The organism is Streptomyces sp. NPDC088387 (assembly GCF_044753385.1).
GTDB lineage: Bacteria > Actinomycetota > Actinomycetes > Streptomycetales > Streptomycetaceae > Streptomyces.
This window is the reverse complement of sequence record NZ_JBIVNC010000002.1, coordinates 231231-246547: the sequence shown is the minus strand read 5'-3', so window position 1 is coordinate 246547 and position 15317 is coordinate 231231. Positions and strand designations below refer to the sequence as shown.

Below are 15317 nucleotides of genomic sequence, written 5' to 3'. Positions count from 1 at the left end.
GCCCGGCCGTCAGCCCGGCAGCGGCAGGGGAGGAAGCTGCTGGTACTCGGAGCGGCCCCGGTTCAGCACGGAGATCGTCGCCGCGGTCAGCCAGGGCACGCTCGGCCCGGCCAGCCGCATCGGCTCCCACTGCTGGTAGTCGGTGAACAGCGCCCACTGTTCGAGCACCGGCAGGAAGCTGACGAGCTCGTGGTGGCGCACCGTGACCCAGCGGTTCTCGGCCGCGACGTGCAGCAGCATGCGGCGCTCGGTCAGGATCGCGCGGCAGGGCGAGAAGTCCCGCCACTGCGGCTGGGCCGCCGCCTGGGCCCGGTTGCGGTTGCTGCTGTTCACCACCGATTCCCCGATCAGCCCGGCGGCGACGAACATCGGCGACCCGAAGTAGAACCCCGAGTGGTGGTTGTAGGACGCGTTCGTGCCGTAGAAGCGCGAGTAGTGCGCCGACACGTCTCCGTACGCGATCTCCCCCTGTTCGAGCAGGATGCCCGGAGTGGGGACCGGGGCCAACTCGCCTCCGCCGCTCAGATACCGGTGCAGGGAGACCGCGGCCTCCCAGCCCTGCTGATGCAGCTGCTGCTGGTGGTCGTCGGCCGAATTCCGATGTGCCACTGCCCCTCGCCCCCCACTGAGACACAGAACGGGTAGGTGTCCGTCCGCCCCCATCATGGCAGGTGGCCACGGCCCCGGAACCGGGTGTGGCAGGGGAGCGCAGGACCTTCACGCCCCGCGTACGATCGGCGCCACACGTGAGAAACAGCCCTTGACCCGCGAAAGCGGGCAGGGAGCGGATTCCGGGAGCACTCCATGCTGCGTACCCTCTTCAAGTCCAAGATCCATCGGGCCACCGTCACCCAGGCCGACCTGCACTACGTGGGATCGGTGACCATCGACGCGGAACTGCTCGACGCGGCCGATCTGTTGCCCGGTGAGCTGGTGCACATCGTCGACGTCACCAACGGCGCCCGTCTGGAGACGTATGTCATCGAGGGCGAGCGCGGGTCCGGGGTGATCGGGATCAACGGGGCCGCCGCGCACCTCGTGCACCCCGGCGATCTGGTGATCGTCATCAGTTACGCTCAGGTCACCGACGCCGAGGCGCGGGCGCTGGTGCCGCGGGTGGTGCATGTGGACGGCGGCAACCGGATCGTGGCGCTGGGGGCCGACCCGGGCGAACCGGTGCCGGGCTCCGGCCAGCGACGCAGCCCGCAGGCCGCCGGAGCGGTCTGAACCGTCCCCTGTGCGACAAGGAGTGCCGATGAGCGAGACCGAGATCCGCGACGACCGGGCGGCGGGCCGCCTGGAGGCCGTGCAGGACGGCGAAGTCGTGGGCCACATCCAGTACTTCGTGCTCGAATCGCCGCAGCGGGCGCTGGTGCCCGTGCACACCGTCGTCGAGCGCGCGCACGAGGGGCAGGGCATCGCGGGTTCGCTCGCGCGGGAGCTGTACGCGATCGCCGGCCGCGAGGGCGTCACCGTCGCCCCGCTCTGCCCGTACGTCGTCCGCTGGGCGGAGCGGCACCCCGACGAGGCTCCCGCGGCCGACCCCGCGCTGCGGGGCGCCGCCATGAAGTGGCTCGAGGCGCACCCCGAGGGGTTCTGAGCCGCCGGTGCTCGCGCTGCTGCACACCTCACCCGTCCACGTCCCCGTCTTCGACGCGCTGCGCGACGAGGACCACCCCGGGCTGGTCCTCACGCACCTTGTCCACGAGGACCTGCTCGACCGGGCCCGCCGCGAGGGGCCGGAGGCCGTGACGGGTGAGGTGCGCGACGCCGTGACCCGCGCGGTCGACGCCGGTGCCACCGCCGTGCTGTGCACCTGCTCGACGATCGGCGCGGTCGCCGAGGCGGTCGGCGCCCCGGTGCCGGTCCTGCGGGTCGACCGGCCGATGGCCGCCGCCGCGGTGACCGCGGGCCCCCGGATCGTCGTCCTGGCCACAGTGGAAAGCACCCTGTCCCCGACGGCGGCACTGGTACAGGAGGAAGCCCGTCGCGCGAGGCGCCCGGTGCATGTCCGGACCCGGCTCGTCGACGGCGCGTGGGAGTGCTTCGCGGCCGGCGACCGGACGAAGTACGCCCACCTGGTGGCCGAGGCGGCCGACGCGGTAACCGACGCCGACGCCATAGTCCTGGCCCAGGCCTCGATGTCCCCCGCGGAGCGGCTCACGGCGACGGCGGTACCGGTGCTGTCCAGCCCACGTCCAGGCCTGGCGGCGGCCGCACGGGTGAGTGGCCGTCCGTGCCCCGGGTACGCGGGGGAGTAGTCCAGAGCCGACGTTCACCAACAGGCTGGAGGGCCCGCCCATGACAACCCCGTTCCCCGACCCGGTCCACCCGGGCCCCACCCCGGGCCCGGTACCCACCCCGGAACCCCCGCCGGTCCCCACACCCCCGACCCCGACACCAGAACCCGCCCCGTCCCCGGTCCCACCGTCCCCGGAGCCCACCCCAACCCCAGAACCGGGCCCACCCCTCACCTAGACACACAGCAGCCCCAACAGCGCAGAGACGCAGCAACCCACGCCCCCACCCCCCCCCGGCGCCAGGGGCGCGGGGAACTGCGCAATTCCCCCCCCACACACCCGCACGCGCAACGAGCCGCCCACCCAGGCGGGACAGGGGCGCGAGGAACGGCGCGCTCAGCCCCCCACACCCGCACGTACGGACGAGGCGCTGGCACGACAGGGGCGCGGGGAACTGCGCGCTCAACCCCCACGCACCCGCACCCGACGCCCCACCCGGTGACAGGGGCGCGGGGAACTGCGCAAAACCCCCACGCACCCGCACCCAACGAACCCGTCGCCGTCCGCCCAAGGACTACGCGGAGACTTCGCCCCGATCCCCACCCCACAACGTGTGGAACGCCCCTTCCCGGTCCACCCGCCGATACGTGTGCGCCCCGAAGAAGTCCCGCTGCCCCTGCGTAAGCGCCGCAGGCAACCGCTCGGCACGCAGCGCGTCGTAGTACGCCAGCGCCGCCGAGAACCCCGGCATCGGCACCCCCTGCCGCGTCGCCGCGATCAGCACCTCGCGCCAGTCGTCCTGCGCCGCCGCGATCTCCTGCGCGAACGTCTCGTCGGACAGCAGGCTCGGCAGATCCGCACGGGTGTCGTACGCGGACCGGATCCGGTCCAGGAAGGCGGCCCGGATGATGCAGCCACCACGCCAGATGGACGCGACCTTCCCGAGGTCGATGTCCCACCCGTACTCGTCACGCGCCGCGTCGATCTCGTGGAAGCCCTGCGTGTACGACACGATCTTCGACGCGTACAGCGCCTGCTCGACCCGGTCGGCGAACGCCCCGGCCTCGGCCTCGCTCAGCGGCGACGCCTTGGGACCCTCCAGACCGCGCGAGGCCTCCCGCAGGGCGGCGTGACCGGACAGCGACCGCGCGAAGACCGCCTCGGCGATGCCGGACACCGGGACGCCCAGGTCGAGGGCGATCTGCACGGTCCAGCGGCCGGTCCCCTTCTGCTCGGCCTGGTCGACGACGACGTCCACGAACGGCTTGCCCGTGGCGGCGTCGACGTGCGAGAGCACCTCGGCCGTGATCTCGATCAGGTAGGAGTCCAGGCGGCCGGTGTTCCAGGTGCGGAAGATGTCCGCGATCTGGGAGGGGGAGTAGCCGGCGACGTCGCGCAGCAGCTGGTACGCCTCGCCGATCAGCTGCATGTCGGCGTACTCGATGCCGTTGTGGACCATCTTCACGAAGTGCCCGGCGCCGTCGGGACCCACGTGCGTGACGCACGGCTCGCCGTCGGCGGCCTTCGCGGAGATCTTCTCCAGCATCGGGCCCAGGGAGTCGTAGGACTCGGCGGGGCCGCCGGGCATGATGCTCGGCCCGTGCAGGGCGCCCTCCTCGCCGCCGGAGACGCCCATGCCGACGAAGTGGATGCCCTTCTCGCGCAGTTCGCGCTCACGGCGGCGGGTGTCCGCGAAGTGCGCGTTGCCACCGTCGATGATCATGTCACCGGGTTCCAGGAGCGGCGCGAACTCCTCGATCACCGCGTCCGTGGGGTCGCCCGCCTTCACCATGACGACCAGCCGGCGCGGCCGCTCAAGGGCCGCGACGAAGTCCTTCGCGGTGTCGGCCGCGATGAACTCGCCCTCGCTCCCGAACTCCTCCACCAGCGCGTGCGTACGCGCGGCCGTGCGGTTGTGCACCGCGACGGTGTAGCCGTTGCGGGCGAAGTTGCGGGCGAGATTGCGGCCCATGACCGCGAGACCCGTGACGCCGATCTGGGCTGTGTTGCTCATTCCGCCTGCTCCTCAAAGATTCGGTCGGATCCCTTGATCCTGCACAAGGTGCTGCTCTTGATCCAGCAACGGACGGGACGCCCGTTGTTCCTGCGGGGTGCTGCCGGTCGTGCCCGTCAGTATCGTCTCCCCGCCATCCTGACGTGCCGGTACGCGGGGCGCACCTTCGGGGTCGTGCACGTCCCAGTACGTAAACCGGGGCCCGTCCGCCTCAGCCGACTCGCTAGGGAACCGGCCAACGAAGGGCTGTTCCGCGCCATTTGACCCGGCGGGGGGCCGATAGGCGTCTTGTCATGGCCTGTTGGGCCCGCTTACTTTTGGCCCTTCTGACGCATGTCGAGGGGGAACCCCATGGCCGTACGCGGCCGGCACCGCCGGTACCAGCCGAACAGGATCAACCGCGCCTCGCTGACGGTCACGGCGGGTGGCGCCGGGATCGCCCTCCCGCTCGTCGGCGCCGGCGTCGGACATGCGGCGGACGTGGCCACCTGGGACAAGGTGGCCGCCTGCGAGTCGACCGGCAACTGGGACATCAACACCGACAACGGCTACTACGGCGGGCTCCAGTTCACCCAGTCCACGTGGGAGGCCTACGGCGGCCGGGCGTACGCGGCCCGCGCCGACCTGGCCACCAAGGAACAGCAGATCGCCGTCGCCGAGAAGGTGCTCGACGGCCAGGGACCCGGCGCGTGGCCGGTGTGCTCGAAGAAGGCCGGGCTGACCCGGGACGGGGTGGAACCGGACATCGATCCGGACGGCGGTGAGGCGCCCCGCAAGGCCCGCCCCGCGACGAACCGGACCTCCGCGCAGGACGTACAGCCGCAGACCACTCCGCAGTCCCGCGCGGGCAAGGCGGAGATGTACACGGTCGTGCGCGGCGACTCGCTGTCGTCGATCGCCGGCGAGCAGAAGGTGCGCGGCGGCTGGCAGGGCCTGTACGCCGCCAACCGCGCCACCGTCGGCGGGGACCCGGACCTGATCCTGCCCGGCCAGCGACTCAGCCTGACCGGCAAGGCGGCCGCCGCGACGGCCACCGCGCCCCCGAAGAAGGCCGCCCCGCGGCCCAAGCCCAAGGCGTCCCCCTCGACGGACGACGACCGCACCGAGAGCACCCGGCCGAGCCGCAGCGACAAGTCGATGGTCGCGCCCGTCGAGGCGGCCACCGGCACCCGGTACCGGGCCACCGGCTCGTCCTGGTCGAAGGGTTACCACACGGGCGTCGACTTCCCCGTGTCCACCGGCACGTCCGTGAAGTCCGTCGCCGCCGGCACGGTCGTCAGCGCGGGCTGGGGCGGCTCCTTCGGCTACGAGGTCGTGGTCCGGCACTCCGACGGCCGCTACAGCCAGTACGCCCATCTCTCGGCGATCAGCGTGCGGGACGGCCAGAGCGTGACTGCGGGCCAGCGCATAGGGCGCTCCGGCTCCACGGGCAACAGCACGGGCCCGCATCTGCACTTCGAGGTGCGGACCGGGCCCGGCTTCGGTACGGACATCGACCCCCTGGCCTATCTGCGGGCCGGAGGGGTCAGGATCTGACCCTGGAGCGGTGCCGGTCCAGCAGGGGCAGCGGCACGTACGGCCCGCCGTAGACGGGCGTCGGGTGCTTCATCAGGTCGGCCGGGGTGTCCGGCACGGGCGGGTTCTCCGGTGCCGCGGTCCGTGCCGCGCGTGCCGTGCCGTCCGCCGTGTCGCCGTCCCCGGCCGGAGCCGGCACAAACGCCTCCAGGGCGTCCTCGGTCCGCAGCACGGCCCGCTCGGGGTCGGCCGGTTCGCCGAACGCGTCCGCCTCCGAGGCCGCGGACCGCTCCTTGGGCGCGTGCTGGAGGCGCTCCGTGGTGAGCAGTATCAGGCCGCCCGCCGCGACCACGCCGAAGCTCAGTGCGAGGGCGGTACCGGTGGTGCCGTAGCGGAACGTCTCGCCGAACATCGTGATGCCGACCGCGGCGGCGACCACCGGGTTCACGACCGTCAGGATCGCCAGCGGGGCGGCGAGTCCCGCGCCCCGGTAGGCGGCCTGGGAGAGCAGCAGTCCGGCGATCGCGAAGACACCGATCGCGAGCAGGGACGGCATGTCCGCGAGGGACACACCGCCGGTCCAGTCGACCGCGACGGTCTTGGTGAAGACCGAGGACATGCCGAACGCTATGCCGGACCCCAGGGCCAGCAGCACACTGCGGACCGCCGGGTGCCGGGACGCGGCACGCGCGGCGATCATCAGGGCCACGACCCCGGCCGCGGTGACCGCGAAGGCGCCGATGCGCTGGGCGCTGCTCAGCGACTGGGAGTCCGCCGTGCCGACGAGCGAGAGCAGACCGGCGAGACCGAGCGTCGCCATGAGGGCGCCGCGCCAGGCGGTCGCCCCCGCCTTGCGGCCGACGAACATGGCCGCCATGGGCAGGGCGAAGACGATGGTGAGGGCCCCCAGCGGCTGGACGACGCTGAGCGGGCCGAAGGCGAGCGCGACGACGTGCAGGATGCCGCCGAGGCCGTTGAGCGCCACCGCGGCCCACCAGGCGGGCCGGCGCAGCGGGGCGAACTGCTCCTCGTGGGAGGAGTCCGCGACGCGCTCCTGGACGATCGCTCCGCCGGCGTAGGCGACCGCGGACACCAGCGACAGCAGCACGGACAACGCAAGGGCGCTCATCGGCTGCTCCTCTGCGTCTGGCGGGGGCGTGACGCCCTGCGCGGCGAACGATCGGCTTCCATGGCAAACACGATGCCCTTTGAAATGCTTCCCGTCGTCATGCCTGAGCAGGCATTGGGTCCTACTGCCGATGGAGTACGCCAGGCCCGCCGTCCTCCCACGGGTGGGCGACTTCGCGGGTACACCCTGAGGTCATCACCCCTACGGCCCTTGGTACTACTGCTCTTCGTGGAACTCGACCCCGATCTCGCCGCGCTCCGGCCGCTCGGCGGCTTCTTCGTCCTGCGCACGGTCGTAGCCCCGGCGGAGCCCTCCGGACCACCGGTGCCGACCCTGGCACAAGTGTACGGAAACACCACATCGGATGTTTACCGAAATCCGATGACTTTCCGTATTCGGAAGGTGGAGCGGGCCCTGCACGCGCCCGAGACCCGCATCGCCGCCTCGATCGCCCAGCTGGGCCTCGCCGCCCGGCTCTGGTCGGTGGCGCTGGGCTGCGCTGCCCTGTACGGGGCGATCCCCGACCTGGACCCGCGGCTGCTGCACTGGGACGCCGACGCGAGCGCCCCCGACGATCTGCTGCTCACCGAGGTGCGCCCACTGCCCGGCGACGCCGCCGGCCTCGCCGCCGCGGTGCTGGACGGCCACCTCGAACCCCTCACGGACGTCCTGCGCGAGGACCACGGCCCGGCCGCCGGACTGCTGTGGGGCAACGCCGCCTCGGCGCTCGCGGGAGCCGGACGCGAACTGGACCGCTGGGCGCGCGGTGAAGGCCGTACGGACATCGCCGTACGGGCCGGTGAACTGACCCGGGAACTGCTCGCCCACCCCCGCCTCGCCGCCACCGGCACCCTCACCGGCACGGCCTTCCGCCGCCGCAGTTGCTGCCTCTACTACCGGGTCCCCGGAGGTGGCGTCTGCGGCGACTGCTGCTTCACGAGACCCCCGCGCTCTTCCCCACGCGGCGCATCTGGGTGACCATGGTGGCGAACCGGCCACGGCGAACAGGGGGCATCCGGGTGCGTGTGGGACTGCTGACCCGGGAGTACCCCCCGGACGTGTACGGCGGGGCGGGCGTCCATGTCGAGTTCCTCGCGCGCGAGCTGCGCGGCCTCGTCGACCTCGACGTGCACTGCTGGGGCGAGGGCCGCACCGAGGGCGTACAGCGCCACCGGTCCTGGTCCGCCCTCGACGGCGCCAACGACGCCCTGCGCACCTTCTCCGTGGACCTGTCGATGGCCGCCGCCCTGGAGGACCGCGAGCTGGTCCACTCCCACACCTGGTACGCCAACCTCGCCGGCCACCTCGCCAAGCTCCAGTACGGCGTCCCGCACGTGATGACCGCCCACTCGCTGGAGCCGCTGCGCCCCTGGAAGGCCGAGCAGCTCGGCGGCGGATACCAACTGTCCGGCTGGGCCGAGCGCACCGCGATCGAGGCCGCCGACGCCGTGATCGCCGTGTCGGGCGCCATGCGCGAGGACATCCTGGGCTGCTACCCGACGCTGGACAAGGCGAAGGTCCACGTCGTGCACAACGGCATCGACACCACGATGTACCGGCCCGACCCCGGCACCGACGTCCTGGAGCGCATCGGGCTCGACCTCGGCCGCCCCTATGTCCTGTTCGTCGGCCGCATCACCCGGCAGAAGGGCGTCCCCCACCTGCTGCGCGCGGTACGCGACATCGACCCGGCCGTGCAGGTCGTGCTGTGTGCCGGCGCCCCCGACACCCCCGAGATCGACAAGGAGTTCCGCGACCTCTTCGAGGAACTCGGCCGGGTGCGGGCCGGCCTGCACTGGATCCCGCAGATGCTGCCGCGCACGGACGTGATCCAGCTCCTCACCCACGCGGCCGTGTTCGTCTGCCCTTCCGTGTACGAGCCGCTGGGCATCGTCAACCTGGAGGCGATGGCCTGCGGTACGCCCGTCGTGGCCTCCCGGGTCGGCGGTATCCCGGAGGTCGTGGCGCACGGCGAGACGGGACTGCTCGTGGACACCGAGGGGGCCTTCGAGGCGAACCTGACCGCCGCCCTCGACTCGGTGCTCGCCGATCCGGAGGCCGCCCGGACCATGGGCGAGGCCGGGCGGGTCCGCGCGGTGGAGGAGTTCGGCTGGGACGCCGTAGCCCGGCGCACGGCCCGGCTCTACGGGGAGATCGTCGAACAGGCGTAGGGCACCCGGCACGGGGGCATTGATGGGTCAAGTCAGGGTGAGGGGAGCGGCCATGCGTCGTGGAGGGCCTTCCGTACTGGGGATCGTACTGGCGGGTGGCGAGGGCAAGCGGCTGATGCCGCTGACCGCGGACCGGGCGAAACCGGCGGTCACGTTCGGCGGCACCTACCGGCTCGTCGACTTCGTCCTGTCGAACCTCGTCAACGCCGACATCCTGCGCATCTGCGTCCTCACGCAGTACAAGTCGCACTCGCTGGACCGGCACATCACCACCACCTGGCGGATGTCCAGCCTGCTCGGCAACTACGTCACCCCGGTCCCCGCCCAGCAGCGGCTCGGCCCGCGCTGGTACCTGGGCAGCGCGGACGCCATCCTCCAGTCGCTGAACCTGATCCACGACGAGCAGCCCGAGTACGTCGCGGTGTTCGGCGCCGACCACGTGTACCGCATGGACCCGCGGCAGATGCTCACCCAGCACATCGAGAGCGGCGCCGGGGTGACCGTCGCGGGGATCCGGGTGCCGCGCACCGAGTCCTCCGCGTTCGGTGTGATCACACCCGGTTCCGACAGCAGGACCGTGGACCGGTTCCTGGAGAAGCCCGCCGACCCGCCGGGCCTCGCCGACGACCCCGACTGCGTGTTCGCCTCGATGGGCAACTACATCTTCACCACCAAGGCGCTGGTCGAGGCGCTCCAGCGGGACGCGGAGGACGCGCGGTCGGTCCACGACATGGGCGGCTCGATCCTGCCGCAGCTCACCGACCGCGGCGAGGCGCAGCTGTACGACTTCAGCGAGAACCACGTACCGGGCGAGACCACCCGCGACCAGGGGTACTGGCGGGACGTCGGCTCGCTGGACGCGTACTACGAGGCGCACATGGACCTCATCGCCGAGCGCCCCGCGTTCAACCTCTACAACCGGCAGTGGCCCATCTACACCCACTCGGGCCAGCTCTCCCCGGCCCGTTTCAACGCGGGCGGCATCGCGGGTGAGTCGATCATCAGCGCGGGGTGCCTGATCCGCGGCCAGGTCACCCGGTCGGTCCTGTCGCCCGGTGTGCTGGTCGACCCGGGAGCGGTGGTGCAGGGCTCGGTCCTGCACGACAACGTGCACATCGGGCGGGGTGCGGTGGTGCGCGGGGCGGTGCTCGACAAGAACGTCGAGGTGCCGCCGGGCGCGACGATCGGGGTCAACCCGCACCGGGACGCCGAGCTGTACACCGTGTCCAAGGGCGGGGTGATCGCCCTCGGGAAGGGCCAGCTGGTGTCGTAGCCGGACGCCGTCCCGACGGCCGGGGTCCCGATGGTGAGCGGGGCCGGGCACAGTGCGACTTAATCCACTGTTAACTGTGTGTAGCTTGATCGTACTTGACCGTAATCGCCCGAACGTTGTTCACTGCTTGCTCACCCTTTGTCGACGCGAGGCAAGCCGTTGACCCCTGACCTGCTCGCTCCCCTCGACCTGGCGTTCTGGAACATCGAGACCGACCGGCACCCCATGCACCTGGGCGCGCTCGGTGTCTTCACCGCCCACTCGCCCACCGCGGGCGCCCACGCCGCCGACCTGCTGGCCGCCCGCGCCGCGGGAGTCCCCGGACTGCGGATGCGGATCCGGGACGTGTGGCAGCCGCCCGGACTGCGCCACCCGCTCGCCTTCGGCGGCGCGGCCCGCGAGGCCGACCCCGACTTCGACCCGCTGGACCACGTCCGGCTGCACGCCCCGACCGCCGACTTCCAGGCGGAGGCCGGCCGGCTCATGGAGCGCCCGCTGCGGCGCGGCCGGCCGCCGTGGGAGGCCCATGTACTGCCCGGCGAGGACGGCACCTCGTTCGCCGTGCTGTTCAAGTTCCACCACGCCCTCGCCGACGGGCTGCGCGCGCTGACGCTCGCCGCCGCGGTGCTGGACCCCGTCGACCTGCCCGCCCGCCGTCCGCCCCGCGAGGAGCCCCGCCGCGGACTCCTGCCCGACGTGCGCGGACTGCCCGGCCTGGTCCGCGGCGCCCTGTCCGACGTCGGCCGCGCCCTGGACATCGGGGCCTCCGTCGCCGTGTCCACCCTGGCCACCCGCTCCTCGCCGGCGCTCACCGCCGAGGCCAGCGGCACCCGCCGTACCGCCGGGGTCGTCATCGACCTCGACGACGTGCACCGCGTCCGCAAGACCGTCGGCGGCACCGTCAACGACGTACTGATCGCGGTGGTCGCCGGAGCCGTGCGCCGCTGGCTCGACGAGCGCGGCGACGGCAGCGAGGGGGTCGCGCCCCGCGCCCTGATCCCCGTCTCCAAGCGCCGCCCGCGCAGCGCGCACCCGCAGGGCAACCGGCTCTCCGGCTACCTGATACGGCTCCCGGTCGACGATCCGCGACCGCTGGGGCGGCTCGACGCGGTGCGTGCCGCGATGGACCGCAACAAGGACGCGGGGCCCGGCCGGGGCGCCGGCGCGGTCGCCCTGCTCGCCGACCACGTCCCGGCGCTCGGACACCGGCTCGGCGGACCGCTGGTCGGCCAGGCGGCCCGGCTCTGGTTCGACATCCTCGTCACCAGCGTGCCGCTGCCCAGCCTCGGCATGAAGCTCGGCGGCAATCCGCTCGCCGCCGTCCACCCCTACGCCCCGCTCGCGCGCGGCCACTCCCTCGCGGTCGCCATGTCGACGTACCGCGGCAGTGTCCACTTCGGGCTGGTCGCAGACGCGCGGGCCGTGCCGGACCTGGACGTACTGGCCCGCGCGGTCTCGGACGAGGTGGCGGAACTGATCACCGCCTGCGAGGCGTAGGACGCGCCGCGCGCGTCACGGACGGAGGGGCACCTCGCCGGTGCCCCGTGGCCCGTGGGGCGTGAGTGTCCGGTCACCGTCCGTCGCCCCGGCGACGGGTTTGGTCCCACGGCCCGGCGCTCCGTAAAATTCGCGCTTCGGACAGCGGACGCGGACGGAGCGCCGCCAGGGCAGCAGGGAACGGCAGCGGCGATGACGGTGACAGAGGACGGCACAACGACCCCGGACGAGGTGGTCCACGGGCCCGGCATCGACCCCGAACGGCTCGCCGTCTGCCTGAGCGTGCTGGAGGAACTCGACAAGATCGAGGTCGACCACCCCGACGCCATCGCCGTGCGCCGGGCCACCGCCGGCGTCTACCGCACGGTCAAGCAGCGCCGCCGCCAGGAGCGCCGGGCCGCCAAGACCGCCCACGACAAGACGGTCACCGAGGCCACCGCGACCGGCTCCGCGCAGCGGATCGACGACGAGACCGAGGGCATCCTGCCGTCCTCGCGCACCGAGGAGGGCCGGATCGCGGGGATACTCCAGCGCCCGCGCTCCTGCTACACCTGCAAGACGCGGTACGTCGAGGTCGACTACTTCTACCACCAGCTCTGCCAGGACTGCGCCGAGACCAACCGCTCCCGGCGGGACGCCCGCGCCGACCTCACCGGCAAGCGGGCCCTGCTCACCGGCGGCCGCGCCAAGATCGGTATGTACATCGCGCTGCGGCTGCTGCGCGACGGCGCCCACACCACCATCACCACACGCTTCCCGAAGGACGCCGTCCGGCGTTTCAAGGCCATGGACGACTCGGCGGACTGGCTGCACCGCCTGGAGGTCGTCGGCATCGACCTGCGCGACCCGGCGCAGGCCGTGGCCCTCGCCGACCAGGTCGTCGCGCAGGGCCCCCTCGACATCCTGATCAACAACGCGACCCAGACGGTACGCCGGCTGCCCTCGGCCTACGCCGCGCTCGTCGAGGCCGAGAGCGCCCCGCTGCCGGCCGGCGAACTGCCCGCCCACGAGGTCATCGGCGCCTTCAACTCCGGTGCCGTCGACGGTCTCGCCGCCCTGCCGCTCGGCGCGGGCACCGGACTCGACGCCCAGCAGGTCGCCGACCTCGCGCTGGTCGCCGGCAACGCCAGCGTGGCCCGGCACCTCGACGGCACCGCCATCGACGCGGGCGGTCTGGTACCCGACGTCGTCGACAGCAACACCTGGGTGCAGAGCATCGAGCAGATCTCCCCGGTGGAGCTGCTGGAGACCCAGCTGTGCAACTACACGGCGCCCTTCATCCTGATCAGCAAGTTGCGGGCGGCGATGGCCGAGGCGGCGCGCGGAGCGACCAGCAAGCGGGCCTACGTCGTCAACGTCTCGGCGATGGAGGGGGTGTTCGGCCGCGGCTACAAGGGCGCGGGGCACCCCAACACCAACGCGGCCAAGGCGGCCATGAACATGGTGACGCGGACCAGCGCCCAGGAGATGTTCGAGACCGACGGCATCCTCATGACCTCGGTCGACACCGGCTGGATCACCGACGAGCGCCCGCACTACGACAAGCTGCGGCTCGCCGAGGCCGGTTTCCACGCCCCGCTCGACCTGGTCGACGGCGCGGCCCGGGTCTACGACCCGATCGTCCGCGGCGAGCAGGGCGAGGACCTCTTCGGCGTCTTCCTGAAGGACTACGCGCCCGGCAAGTGGTGAGCCGCGCTCACCAGCCGCCCCGGTTGTTGTCCGCGATGTCGGCGAGGTCCGACCAGGCGATGCCGATCAGCAGGGCGGCGACGCCGACCAGGATGACGGCCAGCGCCAGCGCGTAGTAGAGGACGACCCGGGAGAGGTCCCGGTGGTCGGCCCGCGGACGCGGCGGTGCGGCCGGCGGGGGCGGCGGGGGAGGGGGCGCGGCCGGGGACGGTGTGCTCGGGGGCGGTGTGGTCTCGCTCATGTGGGGGGCACCTCCGCGAACGGTCCACCGGAGCGTCCCGGCCGAAGCGCCGGGGTGTGCCGTGCCGGCGAACGCTGATCCCACGATCGCACCGGCCGCCCCGGCCTGCCACGCACGCCCGGCCTGCCGCGCACGGGCCTGCCACGCACGCCCGGCCTGCCACGCACGGGCCTGCCACGCCCGCCCGGCCTGTCAGGCGCGACCGGGTGCCGCACGAGCCACTGGCCGGCCATGCGCGACCCATCTGCCACGTATGCGCTCGGCCTGCCGTCGCCGGACCGGTCACCCGCCGGCGCCCAGCCGTGAGTGGCGGGCCGCGACCAGTTCGAGGACCGTCCGCCAGTCCTCCATCACCCCGGCGTCGAGGCCGACGACCTTGCCCGCGTCGTCGGCCTGGCGCAGCGCCACCGCGTCCTCGGCGAGCGGATCGCGCTCGAACGCGGCGGCCTCCGCCGGGCTCATCGTCCCGCCCTGCGCCCGCAGGGTCAGCGCGCTCTGCGGCGACAGACCACGGCTCGGGGAGACGGCGGCGAGATAGCGCTTCGCCGGCACGTGCAGCCGTACAAGACGGGAGACGCGCTCGCCGAGCAGGGGGCGGACCGCGTCGGCGGCGTGGTCGGCGTGCCCGGCGTCGTCGCCGGGGCGCAGCAGATGCCCGATGTCGTGCACCAGCCCGGCGACCTGGAGTTCCTTGTCCGCGGGGCGACTTCGGCGCAGCAGCGCGGCCGTCTGCAACGCGTGGTCGTGCAGATCGACCGGGTCCCCGCTGCCGTCCGGGGTGTCCCAGGCGCCCCGGCAGGCGCGCAGCAGGTCCATCAGCTCCTCGACGCCGCGCAGCTCCATGCGTCCGTCCTCCCGCGAGACAGGCCGTACGGACAGGCAGCACAGCATGGCCGGCTTTCGCCCCGGCCAACGGCAACTGAACGGCGCGACCAGGTCACGGTCCGGGTGGTGACGCTGCGCCGATCGGGTGACTCCAAAATGACGCATTGAGTTACAAACAGGTGTAGAAATGGATTTATTGACCACGGGGCGACGTCGGATAGTTACACGTTGTTTTCAGCCCCATCGAGCGGGGGGCCGCTCATTTGGTTAATCTGGAGCCGACGGACAGCACCAAGGGGTCCCACCCACACCCATGGTCCGTCCCGGGACATGCCGGTCACCACGGCCTGCTCCCACCCGAGTTGCCGGCGCCACCGCGACCGACCTTCAAGCCAGACCCGAGCGGGCGTCAGGTGCCGGAGCGCAAAGTGGCCGGTAACGCCCGAGGGTGACCCGACACATAAGGAGTGCGCGGTGACACCGGAGAAGACGAAACGCGAACAAGGCAGCACCGAAGGTCCACAACGCGCGGGCCGCAGGCCCGGAGACATCTGTAGCCTCGATGTCTGGGCCCGGTCCGCCCCCATCCGACTCGCGGGCTACGAGGACGACCTCGCCGAGCCGCACATCCTGCCCAGCGTGGACTGAGACGGGTGCCGCCCGCGCCGGACCGGCGCGGGACACCTCGCGATCGCCCGGCATGGGCGTGCGAGACTCACGCCC

At 72.5% G+C, this 15317-nt stretch carries 15 protein-coding genes; 10 read left to right on the top strand and 5 right to left on the bottom strand.

Features of this window, described 5'->3' with window-relative positions; all coding sequences use genetic code 11:
- Positions 1-9 precede the first annotated feature (9 nt).
- Entirely contained in the window at positions 10-609 is a 600-nt protein-coding gene (locus ACIQAC_RS05770; RefSeq protein WP_402187334.1) for a hypothetical protein, read from the bottom strand.
- Between the two features lie 195 nt (positions 610-804).
- Between ACIQAC_RS05770 and panD the strand changes: the two genes are divergently transcribed.
- Genes panD through ACIQAC_RS05755 form a run of 3 tightly spaced genes read left to right on the top strand, consistent with a single transcriptional unit; the run spans position 805 to position 2261 of the window.
- Complete coding sequence (gene panD / locus ACIQAC_RS05765) at positions 805-1227, top strand: aspartate 1-decarboxylase (protein ID WP_402187332.1); 423 nt, start codon at positions 805-807, stop codon at positions 1225-1227.
- Positions 1228-1255: 28 nt separating this feature from the next.
- Positions 1256-1600 carry a GNAT family N-acetyltransferase gene (locus ACIQAC_RS05760; protein ID WP_402187329.1) on the top strand — a complete coding sequence of 115 codons (345 nt, stop codon included), beginning with the start codon at positions 1256-1258 and terminating at the stop codon, positions 1598-1600.
- A gap of 7 nt (positions 1601-1607) precedes the next feature.
- Positions 1608-2261 (top strand): aspartate/glutamate racemase family protein, encoded by a 654-nt coding sequence (locus ACIQAC_RS05755; RefSeq protein ID WP_402187326.1) that lies wholly within the window; start codon positions 1608-1610, stop codon positions 2259-2261.
- A 553-nt stretch (positions 2262-2814) separates the two neighbouring features.
- Here ACIQAC_RS05755 and gndA read toward each other — a convergent pair.
- Positions 2815-4254 (bottom strand): NADP-dependent phosphogluconate dehydrogenase, encoded by a 1440-nt coding sequence (gene gndA, locus ACIQAC_RS05750; protein ID WP_402187324.1) that lies wholly within the window; start codon positions 4252-4254, stop codon positions 2815-2817.
- Between the two features lie 351 nt (positions 4255-4605).
- Between gndA and ACIQAC_RS05745 the strand changes: the two genes are divergently transcribed.
- Positions 4606-5790 carry a transglycosylase family protein gene (locus ACIQAC_RS05745; protein ID WP_402187321.1) on the top strand — a complete coding sequence of 395 codons (1185 nt, stop codon included), beginning with the start codon at positions 4606-4608 and terminating at the stop codon, positions 5788-5790.
- On the opposite strand, the gene ACIQAC_RS05740 is transcribed toward ACIQAC_RS05745, so the two are convergent.
- The gene (locus tag ACIQAC_RS05740) at positions 5780-6898 is read right to left on the bottom strand and encodes a DMT family transporter (protein WP_402187318.1); all 1119 of its coding nucleotides are present in this window, start codon (positions 6896-6898) and stop codon (positions 5780-5782) included. The genes ACIQAC_RS05745 and ACIQAC_RS05740 overlap by 11 nt on opposite strands.
- A gap of 210 nt (positions 6899-7108) precedes the next feature.
- Here ACIQAC_RS05740 and ACIQAC_RS05735 point away from each other — a divergent pair, with 210 nt between their 5' ends.
- The 5 genes from ACIQAC_RS05735 to ACIQAC_RS05715 all read left to right on the top strand — a co-directional run bounded on the left by ACIQAC_RS05735 (position 7109) and on the right by ACIQAC_RS05715 (position 13528).
- Complete coding sequence (locus ACIQAC_RS05735) at positions 7109-7876, top strand: (2Fe-2S)-binding protein (RefSeq protein WP_402187315.1); 768 nt, start codon at positions 7109-7111, stop codon at positions 7874-7876.
- 41 nt (positions 7877-7917) lie between these two features.
- Positions 7918-9069, top strand: coding sequence for a glycogen synthase (gene glgA, locus ACIQAC_RS05730; protein ID WP_402187312.1), 1152 nt, complete (start codon positions 7918-7920; stop codon positions 9067-9069).
- A gap of 52 nt (positions 9070-9121) precedes the next feature.
- Positions 9122-10342 (top strand): glucose-1-phosphate adenylyltransferase, encoded by a 1221-nt coding sequence (gene glgC / locus ACIQAC_RS05725; RefSeq protein WP_402187309.1) that lies wholly within the window; start codon positions 9122-9124, stop codon positions 10340-10342.
- Between the two features lie 159 nt (positions 10343-10501).
- Positions 10502-11839 carry a wax ester/triacylglycerol synthase family O-acyltransferase gene (locus ACIQAC_RS05720; RefSeq protein ID WP_402187307.1) on the top strand — a complete coding sequence of 446 codons (1338 nt, stop codon included), beginning with the start codon at positions 10502-10504 and terminating at the stop codon, positions 11837-11839.
- A gap of 192 nt (positions 11840-12031) precedes the next feature.
- Entirely contained in the window at positions 12032-13528 is a 1497-nt protein-coding gene (locus ACIQAC_RS05715) for an SDR family NAD(P)-dependent oxidoreductase (protein ID WP_402187306.1), read from the top strand.
- A 7-nt stretch (positions 13529-13535) separates the two neighbouring features.
- Here the strand turns inward: ACIQAC_RS05715 and ACIQAC_RS05710 are convergent, their stop codons facing one another.
- Both ACIQAC_RS05710 and ACIQAC_RS05705 read right to left on the bottom strand, forming a co-directional pair.
- Positions 13536-13769, bottom strand: coding sequence for a hypothetical protein (locus ACIQAC_RS05710; protein ID WP_402187303.1), 234 nt, complete (start codon positions 13767-13769; stop codon positions 13536-13538).
- A gap of 282 nt (positions 13770-14051) precedes the next feature.
- Positions 14052-14612 carry an HD domain-containing protein gene (locus ACIQAC_RS05705; protein WP_402187301.1) on the bottom strand — a complete coding sequence of 187 codons (561 nt, stop codon included), beginning with the start codon at positions 14610-14612 and terminating at the stop codon, positions 14052-14054.
- Between the two features lie 456 nt (positions 14613-15068).
- Here ACIQAC_RS05705 and ACIQAC_RS05700 point away from each other — a divergent pair, with 456 nt between their 5' ends.
- The gene (locus ACIQAC_RS05700; RefSeq protein ID WP_402187299.1) at positions 15069-15242 is read left to right on the top strand and encodes a hypothetical protein; all 174 of its coding nucleotides are present in this window, start codon (positions 15069-15071) and stop codon (positions 15240-15242) included.
- Positions 15243-15317 lie beyond the last annotated feature (75 nt).